Here is a 20,826-nt window from a genome sequence, read left to right on the forward strand (position 1 = left end):
GGGCGTAGATAAGCATGAATAAACTTTTTTTCTCTGTGGTATCTTTATTGGCTTTTACTTCATGTGCCAGTGAGTATAAGATAGAAGGCAGTTCTTCTGTTTCTCGTCTGGATGGAAAAATGCTATTTGTAAAAGTTCCGAGTGGAGACCGGATGCTGAGTATTGATTCGGCAGAGGTGATTCATGGGATGTTCAAGATGGAAGGTATAACCGATTCTACTTCGATGGCATCCTTGTATATGGATGATGAGAGCATCATGCCTTTTGTGATTGAAAAAGGGAAAATATCCATCAGTATCGACAATGCTCGTATTGTAGTGACCGGAACTCCGTTGAATGACCGTCTGTATGATTTTGTAGGAAAAAAGACTTCTTTGGATGACAGGGCATACGAGCTGGAGCGTCAGGAGAGCCGTATGATTATGGATGGAAAGGCGCCGGATGAAATTCAACGTGAGATAACAAGAGAACGTGAGAAACTGGCTGCTGAAATGAATGCATTGGCCAAGGAGTTTATCCAGAAGAATTATGATAATGTATTGGGGCCGGGTGTTTTCATTATGTTATGCAGCAATTTTCCTTATCCTGTCATGACTCCCTTGATTGAGGAAATTATAGAGGAGGCTCCTGACAGATTCAAAAATAACTCTTTAGTAAAGGATTATGTGACGGTGGCCCGTTCGAATATGGAAAAATTAAAAGCTCCCCATTAGTGAGGAGCTTTTTTTATCTGTCTTGGTCTGGATTGTCTATCTTTCCTTGATATTTTTCAGGTAAGTCTTTCTCAATCTCCCTGTAAGCCTCTTCCATGGTTGCCTTGATGTTCTCCATTCCTTGGCTTTGCGGATAAATGGGCTTGTGTACGACTAATGTCATAGGATGCCAGGATACAAAGCCGCCGGTACGGGGGAGAATATTAAAGGAACCGATTATAGTGAGTGGCACTACGGGAAGTTGCAAATCATCCGCCAGTTGGAAAGCACCTTTCTTAAAATATCCCATGTGTCCGGTAAAAGTACGTGCACCTTCGGGAAATACCACCAGGGAAGTTCCATCCTGTAGTACGTGACGTGCATGTTCTATGGTTTCTATTACTTTTTTGGGACCGGATTTATCAACGAATATATGTCCGGCAGCTTCACAAGCTTTGCCGACGAAAGGCATTTTGCGCAGACTTTTTTTCATCATCCATTTAAAGTTTCTTCCCAGAAATCCATAAATCAGGAAAATATCGAAAGAACCTTGATGATTGGCTACAAACACGTAGGATGTTTTTTTAAGTACTTCCGGATGTCCTACTACTTTGACAGGAATAAGTAATACATAGCAGAAAAGCTGTGACCATATCTTTCCCGGATAATATCCCCAAAAATGTGGATCGCCTATCCATGAACCAATAATGGTAACTATTGCTGTGAGTATGGTTAATACCAGCAAAACAGGAAGTGCTATGAATAGTTGGTATAGAATATACAGTACTTTCATTTGTCTGAATTTTGGTTGTACAAAGATAGAAAAACTATTTTAGATTTTATGTAACGTGATTACACTAATTTCCGGCCATGCTCCCAGACGCATGGGGAACATCAGATAGCCCAAGCCGATATTGACAAACAAGGATTGTTTTCCTTCCTGATACAAACCGTTGTGTTCGGAATATACAAATTTGGCAGGAGAGAAACCAAACAGGCTGAACTGCATTTCATGGGTATGTCCGGAAAGCATTAGCTGTACATCGCTTTTCGGCAAGACTTCTCTGTGCCAATGGGTAGGATCATGGCTCATTAGTATTTTATACATTCCTTCCGTTCCTTTCAACGCTTTCGGCAGATCTCCATGATTGGGGAATGGGGGATTTCCACTGTTCTCCACACCTGCCAGAGCTATACTGTCTCCATGATGATGCAGAATGACATGATCGTTATTGAGCATCTTCCATCCCATGGCGGCCTGTTTGGATTTCAAACTGTTCAGGTTGGCTTCTTGAGCTTCTTTTGTTTCCCATTTTATATAAGGGGAATAGTCATGGTTGCCTAAAACGGAATACACTCCGTCTTTTCCTTTTATTTGTTCTAGAATAGGGATAAATTCGTCCAATTCCGTTGCCACGTTATTGACCAGGTCACCTGTGACAACTACCAGATCGGCGTTTTGCTTGTTGATGAGGTTTACAGCCTTTTGTAAAGCGGAGCCATTTCCAGTCCAGCTGCCGGAATGGATATCGGATATTTGTACAATGCGGTAGCCGTCAAAGCCGCTAGGAAGCTCATCGGAACTGATGGTTACCTCTCTGATTTGAAAATGTTGTTTTCCTTCGGTCGCTCCATACACTACGTATACTAAAGAGGCCAAAGCCAATCCTCCCGCTACATATCCTCCGTACAGTTTTTTGCCGGAGATGATGTGTAAGAGTTTCATAAACAGGATGACAATGACGAAAAGTGCCTTGGGCACGACAAAACAAAGAAATATCAACAAGAAATTGCTGAGCCGTTGCATGGATTCCGGACGCGGCTCGTGTATGGAAAAGACCAATGTCATTCCCAATAAAAGGAACAGGCTGGGAAGCCAGTAGGCCCAATGTATCCATTTTTGGGAAACACGGCGTATATATGCCTTGTATATATACATGTCGGGCACTATCAGTAGGGTCAGAAAAAACAGAAATAACTTTATCAGCATCATGATTTATTCGTCTTTTATAGATTGGCGGCGAGAAATTTTTTAGTTTCTTCTATGCTCATGCCCCGACGGGCGGCATAGTCTGCCAATTGGTCTCCACCTATTTTCCCGATAGAGAAATAGCGGGAAGCCGGATGGGCAAACATGAGTCCGCATACAGAGGCATGGGGCTTCATCATACCATTCTCGGTCAATGAAATTCCGATTTGATTCATATCCAGCAATTCGTCTAATAAGAAATTGACGGACTGGTCGGGCAGGGAGGGATAGCCTACGGCAGGGCGTATCCCTTGATATTTTTCATTGTGCAGGTCTTTTATGCTTAGATTTTCATCGGGGGCATAGCCCCAAAGTTTCTTGCGTACCTCTTCGTGCAGCTTTTCGGCAGTAGCTTCCGCCAGTCTGTCGGACAACGTTTGCACTAACATACGTTTGTAATCGTCTTCTGCATAGAGCCGCTCTGTTTCTGCATCTACCGTAGTGGCAAATGCACCGACTTGATCTGTGATGCCCGATGATAATGGACGCACAAAATCGCTCAGACATAAAAACGGGTCATCTTCCTTTAACTTTGCAGTTTGTTGCCGCAGAAGCGGAAAACGCTTGCCGTTCAGCAGCAGGTCGTCTCCGTCGGCATTGGCATCCATGATGTTGACCACTCCATGGGTCTGGTACATTGCGTCTAATTGGTCTAACATCCGGTTCGCCTCTTTGAAAAGTTGCATGGCTTCACAAGCTTTCGGACGTTCTTCTTCTGTAAAACCGGTGAGCCATACGGCACGGCATGAATCGCATCCATGTATGTCCGCAATGGCGGCATACTTGGGCTGGAAGCCCCATGCATGGAAGAAATAAATCCAGTTGATATATTCGCTTACTTCGTGAATCTTGTAATCTGCAATCATCTTTTAAACCTTAGTTCTTGTCCGCGATGACTTTCATCTACCTTGTTGTCACGGTAAACCAGGTTACCATTGACGAATGTTTTTTCTACCCGTGTGTGAAATTTCTGCCCTTCCATTGGAGTCCATCCGCATTTGCTTAAAACACAGTCGGCGGTTACAGTCCATTCATGATCCGGATTTACCAATACGAGGTCGGCTTGATAACCGGGGCGGATGTAGCCTCGTCTTTCAATATGATAGAGCTCGGCCGGTGCATGGCACATCTTCTGAACCAGTTGTTCTATGCTTAATATGCCTTCGCGTACTAATTCCATGATCGCCACTAATGAGAACTGTATCATCGGCATACCCGATACAGCTTTTAATGCTCCTCCTTCCTTTTCTTTCAGTAAGTGAGGGGCGTGGTCTGTGCCTATTACATCTATCCGGTTGGTAGATAATGCTTTGCGTAAAGCATTCCGGTCTTCTAAAGTCTTGATGGACGGGTTACACTTGATACGTCCTTTTAATGTCTCATAATCTTTGTCATAGAAATATAGATGTGAGACGCAGGCTTCCGCCGTAATTTTTTTCTCACTCAGGGGTTTGTCTTCAAACAAATCCAACTCTTGTGCGGTACTGATATGCAGGATGTGCAGGCGGGCATTGTTTTCTTTTGCCAGCCGGATGGCCAGTGAGGAAGAATATGCACATGCTTCCGCACTACGAATCAGCGGATGGTATTTTATATCAGGATCTTCTCCGTATTTTTCTTTAAAAGCTGTTGTGTTGGCACTGATTATGGATTGCTCCTCGCAATGTGTCGCAATCAGCATACCTGCATTGGCAAATATTTTTTTGAGTACTTCCATGCGGTCCACCAACATGTTTCCCGTGCTGGCTCCCATGAATAATTTAACACCGCATATCCGGCTTTTATCCAGTGTGGGGAGTATATCCGCATTCGTATTGGTCGCTCCGAAATAGAATGAATAGTTTACGATACTTTTGGTTGCTGCATCGGCAAACTTGGCATTTAAGGCTTCCAAGGTCGTGGTTTGCGGAGTGGTGTTGGGCATGTCCATAAAACTGGTGACTCCGCCTGCCGCTGCTGCTGCGCTTTCAGTATGCATGTCGGCTTTGTGAGTCAGTCCCGGATCGCGGAAGTGTACATGGTCGTCTATTACTCCCGGTATCAGATAGCAACCTTTGGCGTCGATTGTTTCTCCACAGGGTTGTGCGGGGGCTGTTTCTTCTGTCAGTACTTCAGCTATGACTTCATTCTCAATCACTATTGAACCGTGAAAAGTCTTGCCTTCATTCACGATCCGTGCATTTTTTATCCATGTACGTTTCATACTGTTTTCTTTTGCGGGTATTTGCGGAACCAGCTACCCAGTTTTAATTGAATGACTCCTAATACGGCTTCTCCGAAGATGCTTCCGTTCATTTTCGAAGTGCCCAGTTCGCGATTGACAAAAATCACAGGGACTTCGGCTATCTTGAATCCGCATTTGTAGGCAGTGAATTTCATCTCTATCTGGAACGCATAACCTTTGAAACGGATGCTGTCCAGTCCGATCGTTTCCAGAACCTCACGGCGATAGCATTTAAATCCGGCGGTAGTGTCATGTATGGGTAATCCGGTGATAATCCGTACATATTTGGAGGCGAAATAGGACATCAGCACACGTCCCATCGGCCAGTTCACTACATTCACACCGCTGACATAGCGTGAACCGATAGCTACGTCATAACCTTCAACGGCACATTTGTTATACAGCCTTGGCAGGTCATTCGGATTATGACTGAAATCGGCATCCATTTCGAATACAAAATCATATTGATGCTCTATTGCCCATTTGAATCCGGCAATGTAAGCGGTACCCAGTCCTAATTTGCCTTTACGCTCAACCATGAAAAGACGGTCGGGGAATTCTGTCTGTAATTTGCGGACAATCGCTGCCGTGCCGTCGGGTGAGTTATCTTCGATAATCAGTATGTGAAAGAACTTTTCCAGTCCGAATACGGCCCGGATAATGTTCTCTATATTTTCCTTTTCGTTATAGGTGGGTATAATAATAATACTATCGGATTTCTCCATACATTTTTTGTATTAGCTGAATAAATATCATACAAAAATAACTATTATATTAACACTCCCGTCAGAATTTAATTTTATTAATTAAAAAAAGAGGATTATCCCTGCCTGACGCACGAATAATCCCCCTAATTAACAGAATAGTTTAGAAATCTTTAGAATGCTACACCGACGCGGAAGCCGAAGTTGTTTAATTTATCCATATCGTAGTTAAATACGGTTCCCTTGTTGGTAGAGTAGCTGTAGAATGCTGCCAGATGGAAGCCGATACTGTTGGTCCAAGGGTAGATATTCACACCGATTTCAGGGGATACATAGAAACCCCAAGTGTTGTCTTTTACTTCGTAAATGTAAAAGTCACTGGACATTTTGGTATAGTTGGCACCTAGCTTCAATCCGATATAAGGTTGGCATGCACCGTCACTGAAGCGATAGTGTGTCGCGAAACCGAAAGGTAACTGAAATACGGAATGTTGCTGGTCGGTTGTCAGGGCTGCCGAGTTGCTGATGGGCAATGTCTGACGTGAAATGTACTCATTGTTGGTATGATAGTTGATGAAGGCACCGATTGACAAATCCGGCAGTACATAATATCCACCTTCGAAGTTCATACCCCAACCGCTTGCTTTGTTTGCAAAGTTATTGCTGATAGGGGCATTGAACTGCCAGTCCACATTGAAATAGGTAAATGGAGTTACCTGTGCTTTTGCCGGCAGGGCAAAGGCTATGGCGATAGCGGCTACCGCCATCAGTCTGAGAGTAAAATATTTTATAGTTTTCATATTTCCTTTTTATTTTAAATGAATACTTGTTTCACTTACGTTTATTTTTTCAGATAAGGACTCTGGGTAAATGCCTGGTTGATGGCGGTTGTTGCACGGTTTACATTCAAATTGCTACTTCCTCCGAGCAATCCGCTGATGTATGCGTTCCAGACAACGGTCAATTTTTCTTTTTGTCCTTCCGGGGCATTTTTCAGATTAACCATGTCGGCCAGTAATGAGCCGGTGCTATAACTGTAAGTGATAGGATAGGGATAGTACCATCCACCTCCCCAGTTGCCACCCCAGTAACCGGGATACCAATAACCGGGATAATATCCCCACCAGGGACCATCGTTATAGTAGCCTTGGAAATAGTAAGTACTTGCTACATAGCTCACCTGTAGTCCGAGGTCGGCATCTTCTTTTTCAGAAATGCGGGTATAACCGGCAGCGTTCATTTTGGTGACAAACGTATTTATCAGAGTTTGGGCATTTTCGTCTTTCCAGTATTCGGGATCTTTTTTGTCACCGATGACCAAAATGCTGTCGGGGATATAATAAGTACTGAAATCACTGAATTTAGTACTCGTGTCATGACTGGTAAATACCAGATACTCATTGTCCAGTTTGTCCATGTCCGGGTCTTTCTCGCAAGATACCAAGGCAAAGACCGCCAGTAGGATAGGAATTAATTTTTTCATGTCAAGTTTTTGTTTAAGTTAATACTAATTGTTTTTTGTCTAGTTTCTCTCATACAACGGCCGGCTTATGTTTTTGTTCACTTGCAGTCTGTCCTTTAGTGAATTTTTTTGCCGCCTGGTTAATCAGAGTTTCTTTTTTAAAGTGTAATTTAGTTTAGAGACAGCTTTCTTGAAGTCCTTGCCAATCATTGTCAGCGCACTGTCACCCTCTGCCAGAAAGTTTGTCTTTTCGTGTCCCGGAGTGGCGGAAACCAATTGATAAACGATGGCGGTGCTGTCATTAGGAATTCCAATGATCGTTACAACTGTACCGCTGTCGGTAAATGCTTGGTTGCCATCTTTTGTTCCTAGATAAGTGGTAGTGAGATTGTAGGTGCCCAGTGAATCCTGGCCTATCTCCTGAAGTGTCAGTTGGTAGTTGATTCCTTCGGCATCGGCAGCGGGTAAGATACCTTCATAACTATACGTTTGTAATTCCCCCAGTGTGCTGTCGTCCACAGTGAAAATGGAGTCACTTTCACTTTCGGCTATTATTTCAGCACTTTTGTTTCCTTTAGAGCCGCAGGAAACAATCATGGCAGCCAAAGCTGCTACAATAAATACTTTTTTCATTATTAAGTCAAGTTTTTAATGGTTATTTGGGTACATAACATCTATTCCGCCCGTTTTGTTTTTTAGTAAGTTCTCTTTTCAGAAAAAAACAAGACCATGTTTAAAATGAATTAAACACGGTCTTTAATAAATAGAGGCGTTGTATCCGGATGAATCGGACTACCGTAATCGGATGCCGTTCATACTTCTTCGAGTCAGGGAGTTATAGATCATCTTTCCCTTTAACGTTTGTTCTTTTGCTTGTGGCAGGTCGGGCATACTTCCTGTCGTGATATAAGCGATGGTATTCTTCAATAAATACTCTTTGGTATCTCCTAAAGGATAGAGAGGAGAGATGAGGTTACGTTCGCTCAATGTGAAATCAGGGGTGATGCCATTTACATAGTTGGCTTGTCCTGCCGAGTTGAGAACGTATGCCACTACCGGCCATAAAATAAAGTTGTAGCGTTCGTCTTGGTATGGTTCCATGGCTACATTTTTGCCAACGGTTGTCTCACCTATCACTACTATGTTTTCTGTACCGATGTATGGACGGAGGCAATTTATGACGGCTTCTGAAGCCGATGCGGAAAATTTGCTTGTTAGCACATAGAGCTTGCTCAGATTCAAATTCTCAGAAGCAAGTCCAGCATTAAGTTGGAAATCAACCCTTTGCGGGTCACTGATGTCATTATATAAAATAGTACAAAATACTTTTCCTAAATCTGCAGCGGGTGCCAGATAGCTTCCTAGATCTGTGGCGCAACTCAGATAACCACCAGGATTGTATCGTAAGTCTAGAATAAAAGTATCAGGTGACTGCCCCTTGAACCGGGCGAATATCTGTTTCATCTGTTCCCTGTATTCTGTGTCTGTAGCTTGGTTCTCAGGTCCTGTGCTGAATTCATTGTAAACCATATAAGCTATTTTTTTGCCGGATACTTCATATACAGTATCTACATAGAACGGGTTCAATTCTACGGGGCGTGATGCCGCTACTTTGACAGTATCTGTTGCAATCCAGCTGGAATTGCCTTCCTCATCAAAAATCAGGCTTTCCCGGGCAAAAGTTGTATTGCCGCCTTTCATCAGGTATCCGTAATTATTGCTGGTCAGCTTTTCTTTACCGATAGCTGATATCCAGTTTCCTCGTTCCAATCCGGCTTCTGAGGCTGGTGAATTGGGCAGAACGAATAAGATACGGGCAAATATGTGTGATGAGATGCCGGTGGGATCGGTCATTAATTCAAAATCAAATCCGTAAGTAGAGGTACGTTGCAGGTAGGAACGGGACGCATCGGAAGTTTCTTTTGTTTCTATATACGAATATGGGTCCCCTTTTCCGTTTTGCGCTTTGCTATAAACCAATTTTTGCAGGAAGTCTTTCGGTTCGGCAAAATAGTCTGTTTCTTTTATTGCCGGAATACTGTCATACCACAAATAATGTTCTTTCATTATTTGTTCTATCCATAAATTTTCTCCAACCAATGCATAATATTCCCCACTACGGTCTTCACCGCATGAAGTCATGATAAATAAGGTGGTTAGAAGAAAAATCGTGTTCCGTATATGCTTCATAATCTAATTCCTTTTTTTGATTTGCAAAGCTAGGGATTTTATTTTAAAGTAGAGATACGGTTCGGAATAAATAATCCAAAAATCCTTTATATAAAAAAGAAATCCGCCGGCTGGGTCAATCAGACTTCAGGGCGGATACTTTTAATTTTTTTATTTCTTCCCAGATTCCCATTTATCAGCATATTCATTCAGAATTCTGCGGATACTGAGTCCGATTTTGATATAATCTTTCTCATTCAGGTTGGCAAGTGATACGCGTACACTCCATTCGGGGCCGTCGAATCCACCACCATTCAATACGACCAGACCGGTTTCATTGGCAAGACGGAATACTACGTCCAACGGATTATAGGTTGCCCGCAGATGTTGTACGAATTCGTCTCCGTAAAATTTCTTGGCCCATACCAGCATATCTATCTCTGAATAGTAACCGGCTCTTAACGGATCGTCAGGGAGGATGAATCCGGTATTGTCCCATAATGCTTTCAGACGGGTGTGGATTAAGTTAAGCATGGCATGCCGATACGTGTTTTCTTTGTCCAGCAATGAGAAGGAAGCAAAGAGTGACATCTGCATTTGTTGTGGCAAAGACAACCCTGCCGTATGGTTCAAGGCCACTTGGCGGCTGTCTGCCACCATACGGTCTATGAATTTCATGTCTTCTACATGCATACTCAGGCTGCCATAACGTTTGGCCAGCTCGCTCTTCCTTTTACGAGGCAGATTAGCAATCATTTTGTCGAATACATTTTTCTCGTGTAAGGCAATTACCGCAAGGCGCCAGCCGGTCGCTCCAAAATATTTGGAGAAAGAATAGACACAAATTGTATTCTGTGGCAAATCGGCCATCAGACTTCGGAATCCGGGGACGAAAGTACCATATACATCATCTGTTATAATCATCAGATTGGGATTCCAACGTGTGACTACATCTTTCAAGGCATCTACACATTCTTTGCTCAACTGATAACTGGGTGGATTGCTTGGATTGACAATGAACAAGGCTTTGTATTTCGGATCCCGCAGTTTATTGATATCTTCCACTTTGTACTGCCAGGTATGAAGTCCTTCTTCGTTTAGAGTATCAGCCGGAATATTGAGCACATCATAGTCGTAACGTGCCAACTCAGGTATCTCGATATATGGTGTGAAGATAGGAACCATTAATGCTACGCTATCTCCTTTATGTAGCAGGAAGTTTTCTTCCAGTGAGTCGAATACATAGCACATTCCTGCTGTTCCTCCTTCGGTGGCGAATAAATCGAATTTGCCTTGCGGGGGTTGTCCGTTGCACATTTCCTGATTCAGATAATCCCGGACTAAAATTTCTGTATATTTCAAGATACGGTCAGGCATAGGATATTGGTCGCCTACAATACTTTCCGCCCATTCGTGTACCAGTTCGTCCGGATCGGCTGCATGTTCCATCAGCATATAATTATAGGTACGTTTCAATAGATCTGTCCCCGCATCCCCTTCATGTTTTTTCAAGTATTCCTCAAAACGTTGGGCTATGCCCGCCTTTTGAGGGATACCGGCAATGCCTTCGGGCATGTTCATGACCCGGCGGCACTCTTCAATGCCAAAGCTACCCAGGATAAAGAATGCTTCACGGGCCTCCGTTGCAATCCAGTTGGGATTACCCCGGCCTGCATTCAGCATGACGTGTGCCATTTGCTTCACACTTTCGTCAGCCATTTCAATCAAGCGGTTTTTTAATTCGAAAGGGCTGATCTTTTCCAGATTCTTGTCCATTCGGGCTACGCTGCTTTTATCACTTAAATATTCCATAATGTATGAGTTTAGGTTTTTAATTCATTAATAATACAATGACCACTCCCCAGATGATGAGTAGTGTATTTCCTACGGCATAGGTCACGGTGTACCCCAAGGAGGGGGTTTCGCTGCCTACTGTTTCTTGTATGGCACCCAGTGCGGCAGTGGTCGTACGGGCTCCTGCCGTACATCCCAAAGAAAGGGCGGGGTGGAATTTGAATACATATCTGGCTATAACCAGCCCTAATAATAAAGGTAGGGAGGTGGCCAGTGCGCCAATGATGAACAACATAGGGCCTACTTCTTTTAGTCCTTGTACAAAACTAGGTCCGGCAGAAATGCCGACTACGGCGATGAACATATTCAAGCCTACATTATTCAGCACCCATAAAGAGGATTCCGGTATCTGGCCGAAGGTAGGGCGTTTGCTGCGCCACCAGCCAAATACTAAACCGGCTATCAAGGCTCCTCCGCTGGTACTCAGGCTGATGGGGACTCCACCGATATGGATTGCGAGTGCTCCGACAATACCTCCTAGTAAAATACCGAGCCCTACAAATATCATGTCTGTGGCATTAGTGGGGCGGTCTATATATCCTAGTTCCTTTGCGGCTGACTCTACTTCTTTTTTCAGACCGACCAGTTCCAAAGTATCTCCGCAGTCGATAGTGGTTTGTGCGAAAACAGGGATATCGATGCCTGCCCGTTTGATGCGTCGTACACTGACACCATGCATAAAGCTTTGACGACGTATGAAGTCCAGTTTTTGGTTGGAATATGGCTTTTTGTGTACCATGACGGGGAGTACTTCCACAGGGAAGTCAAGCAACTGGGGATCGACGATCTCCTCTCCGATCCAGTCCTCCTCACCAATGGCGAATTCTCTTCTTCCGCTCAGTACCACTTCATCTCCTTTTTGTAATAATTGTCCGGGAATAATATCATTGACAATGGAAGCTCCATGTCGCATTCTTTCAACAAATAATCTTTTCCCTTGTGAAATAAAGTAGGATTCTAGCTGGTCAACGGTCTTGCCGTTGCCAAACCAGTCGTTCTCTATGCGGTAAGCACGAAAAACAACCGGACGGCGGGCATGTTCAAATCCCGGTTCGTCTGCTTCGCTAGTACCCATTTGGGTTTCCAGTTCCTTGCAGGCCGCTTTCACTTTTTCTAGTCCTCCCAATATCTTAGGACCTAAAGAAGAGAGAACCCAGGCAGAACCTGCCGTTCCGAAAATGTAAGTTACGGCGTATGCTACGGGGATAATATTAATCATATCACTTTTTTGGGAGGAGTCTATGCCGAGTCCGTTGATAGTATCTTCCGCGACCCCAATGACGGCGGAGATGGTTTGCGCTCCAGCCAGTAATCCGGCTGCTTCACCAGCGTTATATCCCATTAAAACAGCTAATAACCAGGTGATAACCAGACAACCTGCACACATAAGTACAGCAAATCCTACTTGGGGTAAACCGTCTTTTTTCAGTCCTCGAAAGAATTGTGGTCCTACTTTATATCCGATAGCAAAAAGGAATAAAAGAAAAAATACGGATTTAACCGGTTCTTCTATTGTTATGTCAAGTTGTCCCACTAATACCCCTACCAGCAATACGCTGGTGACAATTCCCAAACTGAATTGTTTTATTCTCATTTTTCCAATCCAGAAGCCTGCAGCGATTGTCAGAAAAATCGCCAGTTCCGAATGTTGTCTTAAAAGATGTATAATCCATTCCATATTTCATTTCTTATTGTAATTGCTGTTTAAAACAGAATGGAGGTAAAGAAGTTGAGTTAAAAAGCTCCAAATTGCACTTAGTTCTAATATTTTTTATTTTATTTGCATAGATATGATGCTTGACTTATGAAAATGAATCTGTTTGTAAAATATATTTCTTTGTTCACCCTTCTGCTTGTAATTGGAGGGTGTAAAGAAAAAGTGGCTGATATGTATGTAGCTAGAATCACGGATTTAACGAGAGAGGAAGAACAAGTTTTGAAACTGGAATATGGTCATGATGGTAGGATTATAAAGTATGGAGATACCCCAGTAAGGTATGAGGGAGACCAAGTCATCATCGGACAGATGGATTGTTTGAATACTGATAATAAGCTTTGCAATGTAACGTTTCAAATGGGAAAAGGCAAGGCGCGGGAGAGCAGGGCCCGTTGTGTGTTGAAGGTGAAAGAGGAGGTTTATGAAGCTGAGAAACAGACTCTCTATGATTATAAAGGGGATACTATTTTTATCAACTCTGATTATCGTACTATTTCCGACCATCGTTTTTTGAGAAATGTGCAAGGAAAATATGTTTTTGATCAGTTGGGACGGTTGAAGGAAGTGATGACCGTTTTTACTGAGGCAAATGATAGCGTATCTAGCTGTCACAGTTATTATAATTATGATAATAACATCAACTATCAGGCGAATTTGAATTTACAGGCTTATGTGATTGATCGTGACGGGGTGGATAGTTTCTTCTATTTTTTGTTGAATCTTGGGCAGTTAAGGAATAGAACGGCTTTGCCCAATGATATCGGATATTGTATGAATCATGGTTTAAGCACTTATAATGTGCATGCAAATTATCGTCTGGATGATGAAAATCCGGTCAGGATAGAAATCTTATATAATTATACCAAACTTCTATCCCGCATAGATTTATCTTATAATCCTTTAAATTAATTCATCGGGCAGGATAAACAGATCTGTTTCGTTTGCTCCTTGTTTGATCAAATCCTTCTTGTCTATTTGATAAAGTCGGACAAACTCGTCATGGCTGCCGCATAGTTCCTGAGCTTTGCGATAATATTCTATTGATTTTTCTGTTTCATTCAGGATATAATACACATGTCCTGCATTCATCCAGTCTTCCATAATGGGTTTGGGTTCGGACATCAGCAAGTCATAATATTTCTTGGCTTGTTGATAATTGCCGGTGATGAAAGAACACCATCCTATGGCTCGTCGGGCATTCTGTGGCTTTTTATCCAGATACTCCACTTTGAAGAAATAAGCCAGCGCTTCATCGTATCTTTCCAGTGCCATCAGGCATTGTCCTATTTGTAGTGCCAGATTCAGACTTTCGGGCTGTGCCTGTTCCACCTTGTTATAATATTCCAACGCTTTTGGGTAGTTTCCCTCTTTTCTATAACATTGTGCCAGATGGCGGTTGTTCCATGCATTGTCAGGGGCCAGCAGATCTGATTGCAGATAATAATCTATCGCTTTTTCATAGGAACCTATTTTCTGATAAATGAAACCTGCTTTCTGCCATAATTCGGCATTTTTACGATTGTATAAATCAATTGATTTGTCATAGAGCATTCCGGCTTCTGTCAGGTCGTTGTGTGTGAACAGGTAGTCTGCCAGTTTGTTGATATAATCTTTGTGCAACAAGGCTTGAGACAATATCTTTTTATTCCATAAGTCCAGAGTGTCCTCAAAAATGTCATGCATTTCATGTCTTCTTGACCATAATTTGAAAAAACGGTAGAGATCATGGATATATTGCCGGCTCACATATTCAGCACGAACTTTTGATTGTGACATCTCTTTTAAACGTTCTTTCAGTTCTTCAGAAGCTTCATGTTGTCCGTTCAATTGTTGCTGCATGAGATATCTTTGGCTTTCCGGCATTTGTAGCATGGTAAAGCAGAAAGAGTATTTGTCGGAATTGCAGAACACATCCGAGTTCATCAGGATGTTGAGCAGAGAGATTTTTTGTTCGTCATTCCCGGGAGATAATTTGGCGATATCCCGATATTGGGGGTCAAAAGGATAGAACCAGTGAGAAATTTTACGGAAAAACGGGAATTGTTTCAGTTGTGAGAAAGTGCTCATATACACATCCGCCCCAGACATTTGCAGCTCACCCAGTTCACGTAATTTATCGGTGATTCCTGAACGGTCAATCCATTCTTCCCATTCCGGGTTATGATCTTCTGTATCTTCATCCACTCCTTCCATATTGAGTTGGGGGTTTTTCATCATTTCGGGAATGATTTCTTCACGCATCTTCTTGTCTATCTTTCGGGTTTCACGGGAAGATTGCAATAATTGAATCTGGATATTATGCAGGTCTTTGATGAACTCGGCATTTTCATTCAGTTCATTCATGCGCGATACAGCTTCGGGGTATTGAAGGATACGCTTTTCATAATAGTAGCATGTCAGTGCGATACCTACAATGGCGCGCTGATTCAGCATGACGTCCTGATGGGTATAGGCGTTCAATAGAAATATGAACTTGCGGATATCGAATATTTGCAGCAGGCTCAGGGTGACGGCGCTGACCATGATGGAAAGGTCGTTTGCCTGGATCAATAGGGAGTTGAACAAAGCTTGTGCTTCAGCAAATTCCGGTTCGCTCCATCGGACGGATACCCATGTTTTTTCGAATAACTCATCTACGGCTGTTTCGTGATCCTTTCTCATGGCATCCATTTCTTCATCCCTTTTGGCCTCTGTGGTATATATCAATGGGGCCGTAGCCATATCTTCCGTGTATGCTTCCAGTTGCATTTGTAATTCGGCGTAGCTGTGAGGAGGCATCTGGACAAAAGTGCGCATTGTGTCATAATAGGCTCCGTAATCTTTTGTTGCCTGTACGGCTATATGGATACGGTCGGCCAGTTCGTATGCCGTGCGCAACATTTTATGGTATATTTCTACCTTGTTGGGGTCTTTCATCCCTTTCGAAGTATATTGCAGCATCAGGTCGTATGACGTTTGCAGGGCTTCTATTTCATTTTTTAATTGCCAGTCGGAAGTATGCGTGGCATATCCTGTCATTTGGGATAATGCCTCTTTCAACCGATATTGGTCTAATAGTTTAATGATTTCTTCGCGCATATTTTAAAGTTCTATTTGTATATCTAACAAATGCCGGCAGACTTCGGTTCTCGGTTTATTTCAGCCAGGTTGCCCGTTTCCATAAGTATTCCATCGGGCCGTGCGAGTGATGGTTCATCCACCAGCGGCAGAAAGCGAATTGCAAGATAAAGAAAACGATTCCTGCCAGACAGCTGGCTGTGATACCAAACTGATTGTGCAATGCAAATCCCCAGTTGTAATATAACATGGAACCTACGATGCTTTGAGTGATATAGTTGGTGAGACTCATCTTTCCGTATGGTGTGATTTTCATTAATCCGTCGTGCAAGTTTGTCTTGTAAAAAGCGAAGATAACACCGGATACCAGAATCAGCATAAATGCGAAATTGGAAAGCGAGGTGATGATGAGTGACAGAGGGGTCAGTATGGATTTGTTTGTGATAAAGTCCGGTAGCATATTACCCAGCCCATACAAAGGGAAAAATGCGATGAGTGAGCCTGCAAGTACCTTGTTCCATACTTTCAAGTGCTCTTTCAAAAAAAGCCCCTTGCGCCCTGCCAACATGCCGAGCAGAAAAAGAGCAGCCGTTTGGAATACCCGTCCGTGATCCCACGCCCATGCAAGGCTTGCCAACTGTCCTTCCCATAAATTGACACGGATGGTTTCCAGAAAGTTACCGTTACTTTGTACAGCAAAAGTTGCATCCCAGAAACTGCGGGTGGGTATAGCCGGGGTGACAAATTCCGGATCGAGGCAGGCACGTATTACATAGTAAAGCGGCAGGGGCTGAATCAGTAAAAGACATGCCAGTGTAAATATCCATTTGTCCTTCAACCGGCAGGTCAGTGGCAGGATGAAGCCTACTAAAGAATAAAGGACCAGCACTTCTGCAGTGAAAAAGCTGGCATTGATATTACCTATCAGGAAAAGAAGAATTAACCGCCAGCAAAAACGCAGCCGGAAATCATTTCCCCGTAGGCGTTGGTTATCGTCTTGAATAAAAAAACTAAAGCCGAAAAGTAAAGCGAATACGGCGTATGCCTTTCCGCCGAACATGAAGAATAATCCATTCCAGATGGCTTTGTCCGAGAAGTTCAGCCACGCACTTTGTCCGGCAGTGTCGGGAAATGAGTAAAAATTAAAATGTTCGATGGAATGCAGGATGATGATTCCCATCACTGCCAGTCCTCGTAGCACATCAGCTACATCTACACGTGCGTGTCCTTTCAACTTTGTGTTTATTGCTTTTGTTTCCATGGGATTATATATTAGAGTACAAAAATAGGAAAATCTTGAATAGTTGGCAAAAAAAGGAGGAAGTAATAAGATATTTCTTTAATTTTGTCCCCATCTTAAAAAAAGATATGGATATTTCGGAATTACAACGTATTTATGCCGGTCATCCTAACACTAAGGGGCTGGCAGCGTTATTGGAAGATTCCTCGGTGAGGACTATTTTCCTAGGGGGATTGCATGCTTCTGCAGCAGCTTTATTTGTTTCCTCCTTCCTTAGAGAAAGTAAACAGACATTTGTATTTGTATTGGGTGACTTGGAGGAGGCGGGTTACTTTTATCATGACCTGATACAGGTGAACGGTGATGAGCATATTTTATTCTTTCCATCCTCGTATCGTCGTGCCATCAAATATGGACAGAAAGATGCCGCCAATGAAATTCTGCGCACAGAGGTGCTGAGCCGTTTGCAGAAAGGTGAGCCGCTATGTGTGGTGACTTATCCCGAAGCGCTGGCGGAGAAAGTGGTGTCGCAGGAAGAGCTGATGGACAAGACGTTAAAACTGGGTGTGGGTGAGCGTGTGGACACGGAGTTCATCACGGAAGTGCTGGCCGGTTACGGATTTGAACATGTGGATTATGTTTATGAACCGGGGCAATATGCCGTACGCGGTAGTATTATTGACGTTTTCTCTTTTGCTTCCGAGTATCCTTACCGTATTGACTTTTTTGGTGATGAGGTGGACAGCATCCGTACTTTCGAAGTGGAGAACCAGCTTTCGAAAGAGAAGAAACAGAGTATTGCCATTGTGCCCGAACTGACGAATGCTTCCGACAAGAACGGGGTGTCTTTCTTCGAGTTCATTCCTCGGGAAACAGTTCTGGCAATGAAAGATTTTCTTTGGGTACGCGAAAGAATACAGGCAGTACGTGATGAGGCGCTTTCACCTCAGGCACTTGCGGCATATGAGGGAGAGAAGACGGAATTGATGAATCTGGAACTGAAACTGATAGACGGGTCGGAGTTTACGGTACGGGCTTTGGAATTCAAGCGGATTGAATTGGGCAGCAAGCCTACGGGAACTCCACAGGCGACGTTGGCTTTCGACACGACGGCCCAGCCCATTTTTCATAAGAATTTTGATTTGGTAAGTTCTTCATTCACTGATTATCTGGAACGGGGTTACACCTTATATATATGTACCGATAGTGAAAAACAGGCAAAGCGTCTGAGAGATATCTTTGAGGAGCGTGGTGATCATATCACGTTCATTCCGGTCAACAAGACTTTACATGAGGGCTTTACAGATAATGCATTGAAAAGCTGCTTCTTTACAGACCATCAAATTTTTGACCGTTTCCATAAATATAATCTTCGTAGCGACAAGGCACGTAGCGGTAAGGTGGCATTGACCTTGAAAGAGTTGAGCCAGTTTGAGCCGGGTGATTTTGTGGTACATATAGATCATGGCGTAGGCCGTTTTGGCGGTTTGGTACGCATTCCGAATGGGAATACTACTCAGGAAGTGATTAAACTTACTTATCAGAATGAGGATGTGGTATTTGTTTCCATTCATTCCCTGCACAAGATTTCCAAATATAAGGGCAAAGAAGGAGAAACTCCCCGCCTGAACAAATTGGGGACCGGTGCGTGGGAAAAAATGAAAGAGCGTACCAAGAGCAAAATTAAAGATATAGCCCGTGACCTGATCAAACTGTATTCGCAACGTAAACAGGAAAAAGGGTTCTCGTATAGTCCCGACAGCTTTATGCAACATGAATTAGAGGCGAGCTTTATTTATGAGGATACCCCCGACCAGTTGAAGGCAACTCAGGATGCCAAAGCCGATATGGAGAGCGACCGCCCTATGGACCGTCTGGTGTGTGGTGATGTGGGTTTCGGAAAGACTGAAGTGGCTATCCGTGCTGCCTTCAAGGCTGTGACGGATAACAAACAGGTGGCTGTGCTGGTTCCCACTACGGTGCTGGCCTATCAGCACTTTCAGACTTTCAGCGAACGATTGAAAGATTTTCCATGTAAGGTTGATTATTTGAGCCGTGCCCGCAGTGCGAAAGATGTTTCCAGAATAGTGAAGGAACTGGCGGATGGAAAAATAAATATTTTGATCGGTACACATAAAATCATAGGCAAAAGCATCAAGTTCAAAGATCTAGGATTGCTGATCATTGATGAGGAACAGAAATTCGGAGTCAGTGTGAAAGAGAAGCTGCGTCAGATAAAAGTGAATGTGGACACACTTACCATGACCGCTACTCCCATTCCTCGTACCTTGCAGTTCTCGTTGATGGGCGCCCGTGATCTTTCTGTCATTCAGACTCCGCCTCCCAACCGTTATCCCATTCAGACAGAGGTACATACCTTTAATGAAGATATCATTACGGAAGCGATTAATTTTGAAATGAGCCGTAACGGACAGGTGTTCTTTGTCAATAACCGCATACAGAATCTGGTAGAGCTGGAAGCCATGATCAAGCGGAACATACCCGATTGCCGTGTCTGCATCGGTCATGGACAAATGGAGCCTGAAAAACTGGAAAAGATTATTTTCGACTTTGTGAACTATGATTATGATGTGCTGCTGGCAACCACCATTATAGAGAGTGGCATTGATATACCGAATGCCAATACGATTATCATCAACCAGGCGCAGAATTTTGGCTTGAGTGATTTGCACCAGATGCGCGGGCGTGTGGGGCGAAGCAATAAAAAAGCATTCTGTTATTTGTTGGCGCCTCCATTGACTTCACTGACTCCCGAGGCGAAGCGTCGTCTTCAAGCCATTGAGAATTTCAGTGATTTGGGCAGCGGTATCCATATAGCCATGCAGGATTTGGATATCCGTGGAGCCGGAAATATGCTGGGGGCGGAGCAGAGTGGCTTCATTGCCGATTTGGGCTATGAAACTTATCAGAAGATATTGGCCGAAGCGGTGAAGGAATTGAAAGAGGATGAGTTTGCCGATCTTTACGCAGAGGAGTTGCAGGCAGCGGGAGAAGAGAAAATCAGTGGTGAGAACTTTGTGGATGAATGTCAGGTGGAAAGTGATTTGGAATTGCTTTTCCCCAATGAGTATATCCCCAGCAGCAGCGAACGTATGTTGCTTTATCGTGAACTGGACGGATTGGAACTGGATAAGGATCTGCTCGCTTTCAAGGCACGGCTGGAGGACCGTTTCGGACAGGTTCCTCCCGAAGGGCTGGAACTTCTGCGTATCGTACCTTTGCGCAGGTTGGCTAAACGGTTGGGTGTGGAAAAGGTATTTTTGAAAGCCGGACGAATGACCTTGTTCTTTATCAGTAATCTGGAAAGTCCTTATTATCAAAGTGCGGCTTTTGGCAAGGTGATTGATTACATGAGCAAGAATCCGCGTTACTGCAATTTGCGTGAGCAGAATGGTAAGCGCAGCATGGTAGTCAAGAATGTGGAGACGGTAGAGACGGCGGTAGGTATTCTGCAGGAGATGGTGAGTTTATGATAAAAGGTGTCTGTATTGGCGGAAACCGGCATTGTCGTAGAGTAGACAGGATATGTTAACGTAAAACTGAATATTAACTAAAGAAACAACTGTTTTTAAATTAATTGTTTAACAGAATTGAATTCGGGGTGTTTTGTATTAAAAAATAATATAAGACGCCCCTTTCTCTTTTAACTTATCTATA

16 protein-coding genes are annotated in these 20,826 nt (G+C 43.4%); 3 read left to right on the forward strand and 13 right to left on the reverse strand.

Features of this window, described 5'->3' with window-relative positions; genetic code table 11:
- The first annotated feature begins 14 nt into the window (after positions 1-14).
- Positions 15-713, forward strand: a complete 699-nt coding sequence (locus tag ACYQ0C_RS06740) for a DUF4369 domain-containing protein (protein ID WP_008781938.1) — start codon at positions 15-17, stop codon at positions 711-713.
- 13 nt (positions 714-726) lie between these two features.
- On the opposite strand, the gene ACYQ0C_RS06745 is transcribed toward ACYQ0C_RS06740, so the two are convergent.
- The 11 genes from ACYQ0C_RS06745 to aspT form a co-directional block, all read right to left on the reverse strand.
- Complete coding sequence (locus ACYQ0C_RS06745) at positions 727-1,485, reverse strand: lysophospholipid acyltransferase family protein (protein WP_016276918.1); 759 nt, start codon at positions 1,483-1,485, stop codon at positions 727-729.
- A 39-nt stretch (positions 1,486-1,524) separates the two neighbouring features.
- Positions 1,525-2,685 carry a metallophosphoesterase gene (locus ACYQ0C_RS06750; RefSeq protein ID WP_016276917.1) on the reverse strand — a complete coding sequence of 387 codons (1,161 nt, stop codon included), beginning with the start codon at positions 2,683-2,685 and terminating at the stop codon, positions 1,525-1,527.
- Positions 2,686-2,699: 14 nt separating this feature from the next.
- Positions 2,700-3,587 (reverse strand): vitamin B12 dependent-methionine synthase activation domain-containing protein, encoded by an 888-nt coding sequence (locus tag ACYQ0C_RS06755; RefSeq protein WP_016276916.1) that lies wholly within the window; start codon positions 3,585-3,587, stop codon positions 2,700-2,702.
- The gene (locus ACYQ0C_RS06760; RefSeq protein ID WP_016276915.1) at positions 3,584-4,924 is read right to left on the reverse strand and encodes a dihydroorotase; all 1,341 of its coding nucleotides are present in this window, start codon (positions 4,922-4,924) and stop codon (positions 3,584-3,586) included. Before ACYQ0C_RS06760 ends, ACYQ0C_RS06755 begins: the two co-directional genes overlap by 4 nt.
- Positions 4,921-5,670 (reverse strand): polyprenol monophosphomannose synthase, encoded by a 750-nt coding sequence (locus tag ACYQ0C_RS06765; RefSeq protein ID WP_016276914.1) that lies wholly within the window; start codon positions 5,668-5,670, stop codon positions 4,921-4,923. The genes ACYQ0C_RS06760 and ACYQ0C_RS06765 overlap by 4 nt, the downstream gene beginning before the upstream one ends.
- A 152-nt stretch (positions 5,671-5,822) precedes the next feature.
- The gene (locus ACYQ0C_RS06770) at positions 5,823-6,449 is read right to left on the reverse strand and encodes an outer membrane beta-barrel protein (RefSeq protein ID WP_016276913.1); all 627 of its coding nucleotides are present in this window, start codon (positions 6,447-6,449) and stop codon (positions 5,823-5,825) included.
- Between the two features lie 41 nt (positions 6,450-6,490).
- A complete protein-coding gene (locus ACYQ0C_RS06775) occupies positions 6,491-7,132 on the reverse strand; it encodes a DUF4136 domain-containing protein (RefSeq protein ID WP_016276912.1) in 642 nt (213 codons plus the stop codon).
- A 123-nt stretch (positions 7,133-7,255) separates the two neighbouring features.
- Positions 7,256-7,744 (reverse strand): copper resistance protein NlpE N-terminal domain-containing protein, encoded by a 489-nt coding sequence (locus ACYQ0C_RS06780; protein WP_016276911.1) that lies wholly within the window; start codon positions 7,742-7,744, stop codon positions 7,256-7,258.
- A 159-nt stretch (positions 7,745-7,903) separates the two neighbouring features.
- Entirely contained in the window at positions 7,904-9,301 is a 1,398-nt protein-coding gene (locus ACYQ0C_RS06785; RefSeq protein ID WP_016276910.1) for a S41 family peptidase, read from the reverse strand.
- A 150-nt stretch (positions 9,302-9,451) separates the two neighbouring features.
- Positions 9,452-11,092 carry a bifunctional aspartate transaminase/aspartate 4-decarboxylase gene (locus ACYQ0C_RS06790; RefSeq protein ID WP_016276909.1) on the reverse strand — a complete coding sequence of 547 codons (1,641 nt, stop codon included), beginning with the start codon at positions 11,090-11,092 and terminating at the stop codon, positions 9,452-9,454.
- 19 nt (positions 11,093-11,111) lie between these two features.
- Positions 11,112-12,812, reverse strand: a complete 1,701-nt coding sequence (gene aspT / locus ACYQ0C_RS06795; RefSeq protein WP_160247190.1) for an aspartate-alanine antiporter — start codon at positions 12,810-12,812, stop codon at positions 11,112-11,114.
- Positions 12,813-12,938: 126 nt separating this feature from the next.
- Between aspT and ACYQ0C_RS06800 the strand changes: the two genes are divergently transcribed.
- On the forward strand, positions 12,939-13,760 hold the full coding sequence (locus tag ACYQ0C_RS06800) for a hypothetical protein (protein WP_016276907.1): 822 nt from the start codon (positions 12,939-12,941) through the stop codon (positions 13,758-13,760).
- On the opposite strand, the gene ACYQ0C_RS06805 is transcribed toward ACYQ0C_RS06800, so the two are convergent.
- Entirely contained in the window at positions 13,752-15,929 is a 2,178-nt protein-coding gene (locus ACYQ0C_RS06805) for a tetratricopeptide repeat protein (protein ID WP_016276906.1), read from the reverse strand. The genes ACYQ0C_RS06800 and ACYQ0C_RS06805 overlap by 9 nt on opposite strands.
- A 55-nt stretch (positions 15,930-15,984) precedes the next feature.
- Positions 15,985-17,169 carry a DUF418 domain-containing protein gene (locus ACYQ0C_RS06810; protein WP_016276905.1) on the reverse strand — a complete coding sequence of 395 codons (1,185 nt, stop codon included), beginning with the start codon at positions 17,167-17,169 and terminating at the stop codon, positions 15,985-15,987.
- A 107-nt stretch (positions 17,170-17,276) separates the two neighbouring features.
- On the opposite strand from ACYQ0C_RS06810, the gene mfd reads away from it, so the two are divergent.
- Positions 17,277-20,642, forward strand: coding sequence for a transcription-repair coupling factor (mfd, locus tag ACYQ0C_RS06815; RefSeq protein WP_016276904.1), 3,366 nt, complete (start codon positions 17,277-17,279; stop codon positions 20,640-20,642).
- Positions 20,643-20,826 lie beyond the last annotated feature (184 nt).

This window comes from Phocaeicola sartorii JCM 17136 = DSM 21941, assembly GCF_054653615.1.

Excerpts from the sequence above, each read along its gene's own strand:
- ACYQ0C_RS06740 (WP_008781938.1), top strand. The coding sequence starts at position 15 with ATGAATAAACTTTTTTTCTCTGTGGTATCTTTATTGGCTTTTACTTCA.
- ACYQ0C_RS06745 (WP_016276918.1), bottom strand. The coding sequence starts at position 1,485 with ATGAAAGTACTGTATATTCTATACCAACTATTCATAGCACTTCCTGTT.
- ACYQ0C_RS06750 (WP_016276917.1), bottom strand. The coding sequence starts at position 2,685 with ATGATGCTGATAAAGTTATTTCTGTTTTTTCTGACCCTACTGATAGTG.
- ACYQ0C_RS06755 (WP_016276916.1), bottom strand. The coding sequence starts at position 3,587 with ATGATTGCAGATTACAAGATTCACGAAGTAAGCGAATATATCAACTGG.
- ACYQ0C_RS06760 (WP_016276915.1), bottom strand. The coding sequence starts at position 4,924 with ATGAAACGTACATGGATAAAAAATGCACGGATCGTGAATGAAGGCAAG.
- ACYQ0C_RS06765 (WP_016276914.1), bottom strand. The coding sequence starts at position 5,670 with ATGGAGAAATCCGATAGTATTATTATTATACCCACCTATAACGAAAAG.
- ACYQ0C_RS06770 (WP_016276913.1), bottom strand. The coding sequence starts at position 6,449 with ATGAAAACTATAAAATATTTTACTCTCAGACTGATGGCGGTAGCCGCT.
- ACYQ0C_RS06775 (WP_016276912.1), bottom strand. The coding sequence starts at position 7,132 with ATGAAAAAATTAATTCCTATCCTACTGGCGGTCTTTGCCTTGGTATCT.
- ACYQ0C_RS06780 (WP_016276911.1), bottom strand. The coding sequence starts at position 7,744 with ATGAAAAAAGTATTTATTGTAGCAGCTTTGGCTGCCATGATTGTTTCC.
- ACYQ0C_RS06785 (WP_016276910.1), bottom strand. The coding sequence starts at position 9,301 with ATGAAGCATATACGGAACACGATTTTTCTTCTAACCACCTTATTTATC.
- ACYQ0C_RS06790 (WP_016276909.1), bottom strand. The coding sequence starts at position 11,092 with ATGGAATATTTAAGTGATAAAAGCAGCGTAGCCCGAATGGACAAGAAT.
- aspT (WP_160247190.1), bottom strand. The coding sequence starts at position 12,812 with ATGGAATGGATTATACATCTTTTAAGACAACATTCGGAACTGGCGATT.
- ACYQ0C_RS06800 (WP_016276907.1), top strand. The coding sequence starts at position 12,939 with ATGAAAATGAATCTGTTTGTAAAATATATTTCTTTGTTCACCCTTCTG.
- ACYQ0C_RS06805 (WP_016276906.1), bottom strand. The coding sequence starts at position 15,929 with ATGCGCGAAGAAATCATTAAACTATTAGACCAATATCGGTTGAAAGAG.
- ACYQ0C_RS06810 (WP_016276905.1), bottom strand. The coding sequence starts at position 17,169 with ATGGAAACAAAAGCAATAAACACAAAGTTGAAAGGACACGCACGTGTA.
- mfd (WP_016276904.1), top strand. The coding sequence starts at position 17,277 with ATGGATATTTCGGAATTACAACGTATTTATGCCGGTCATCCTAACACT.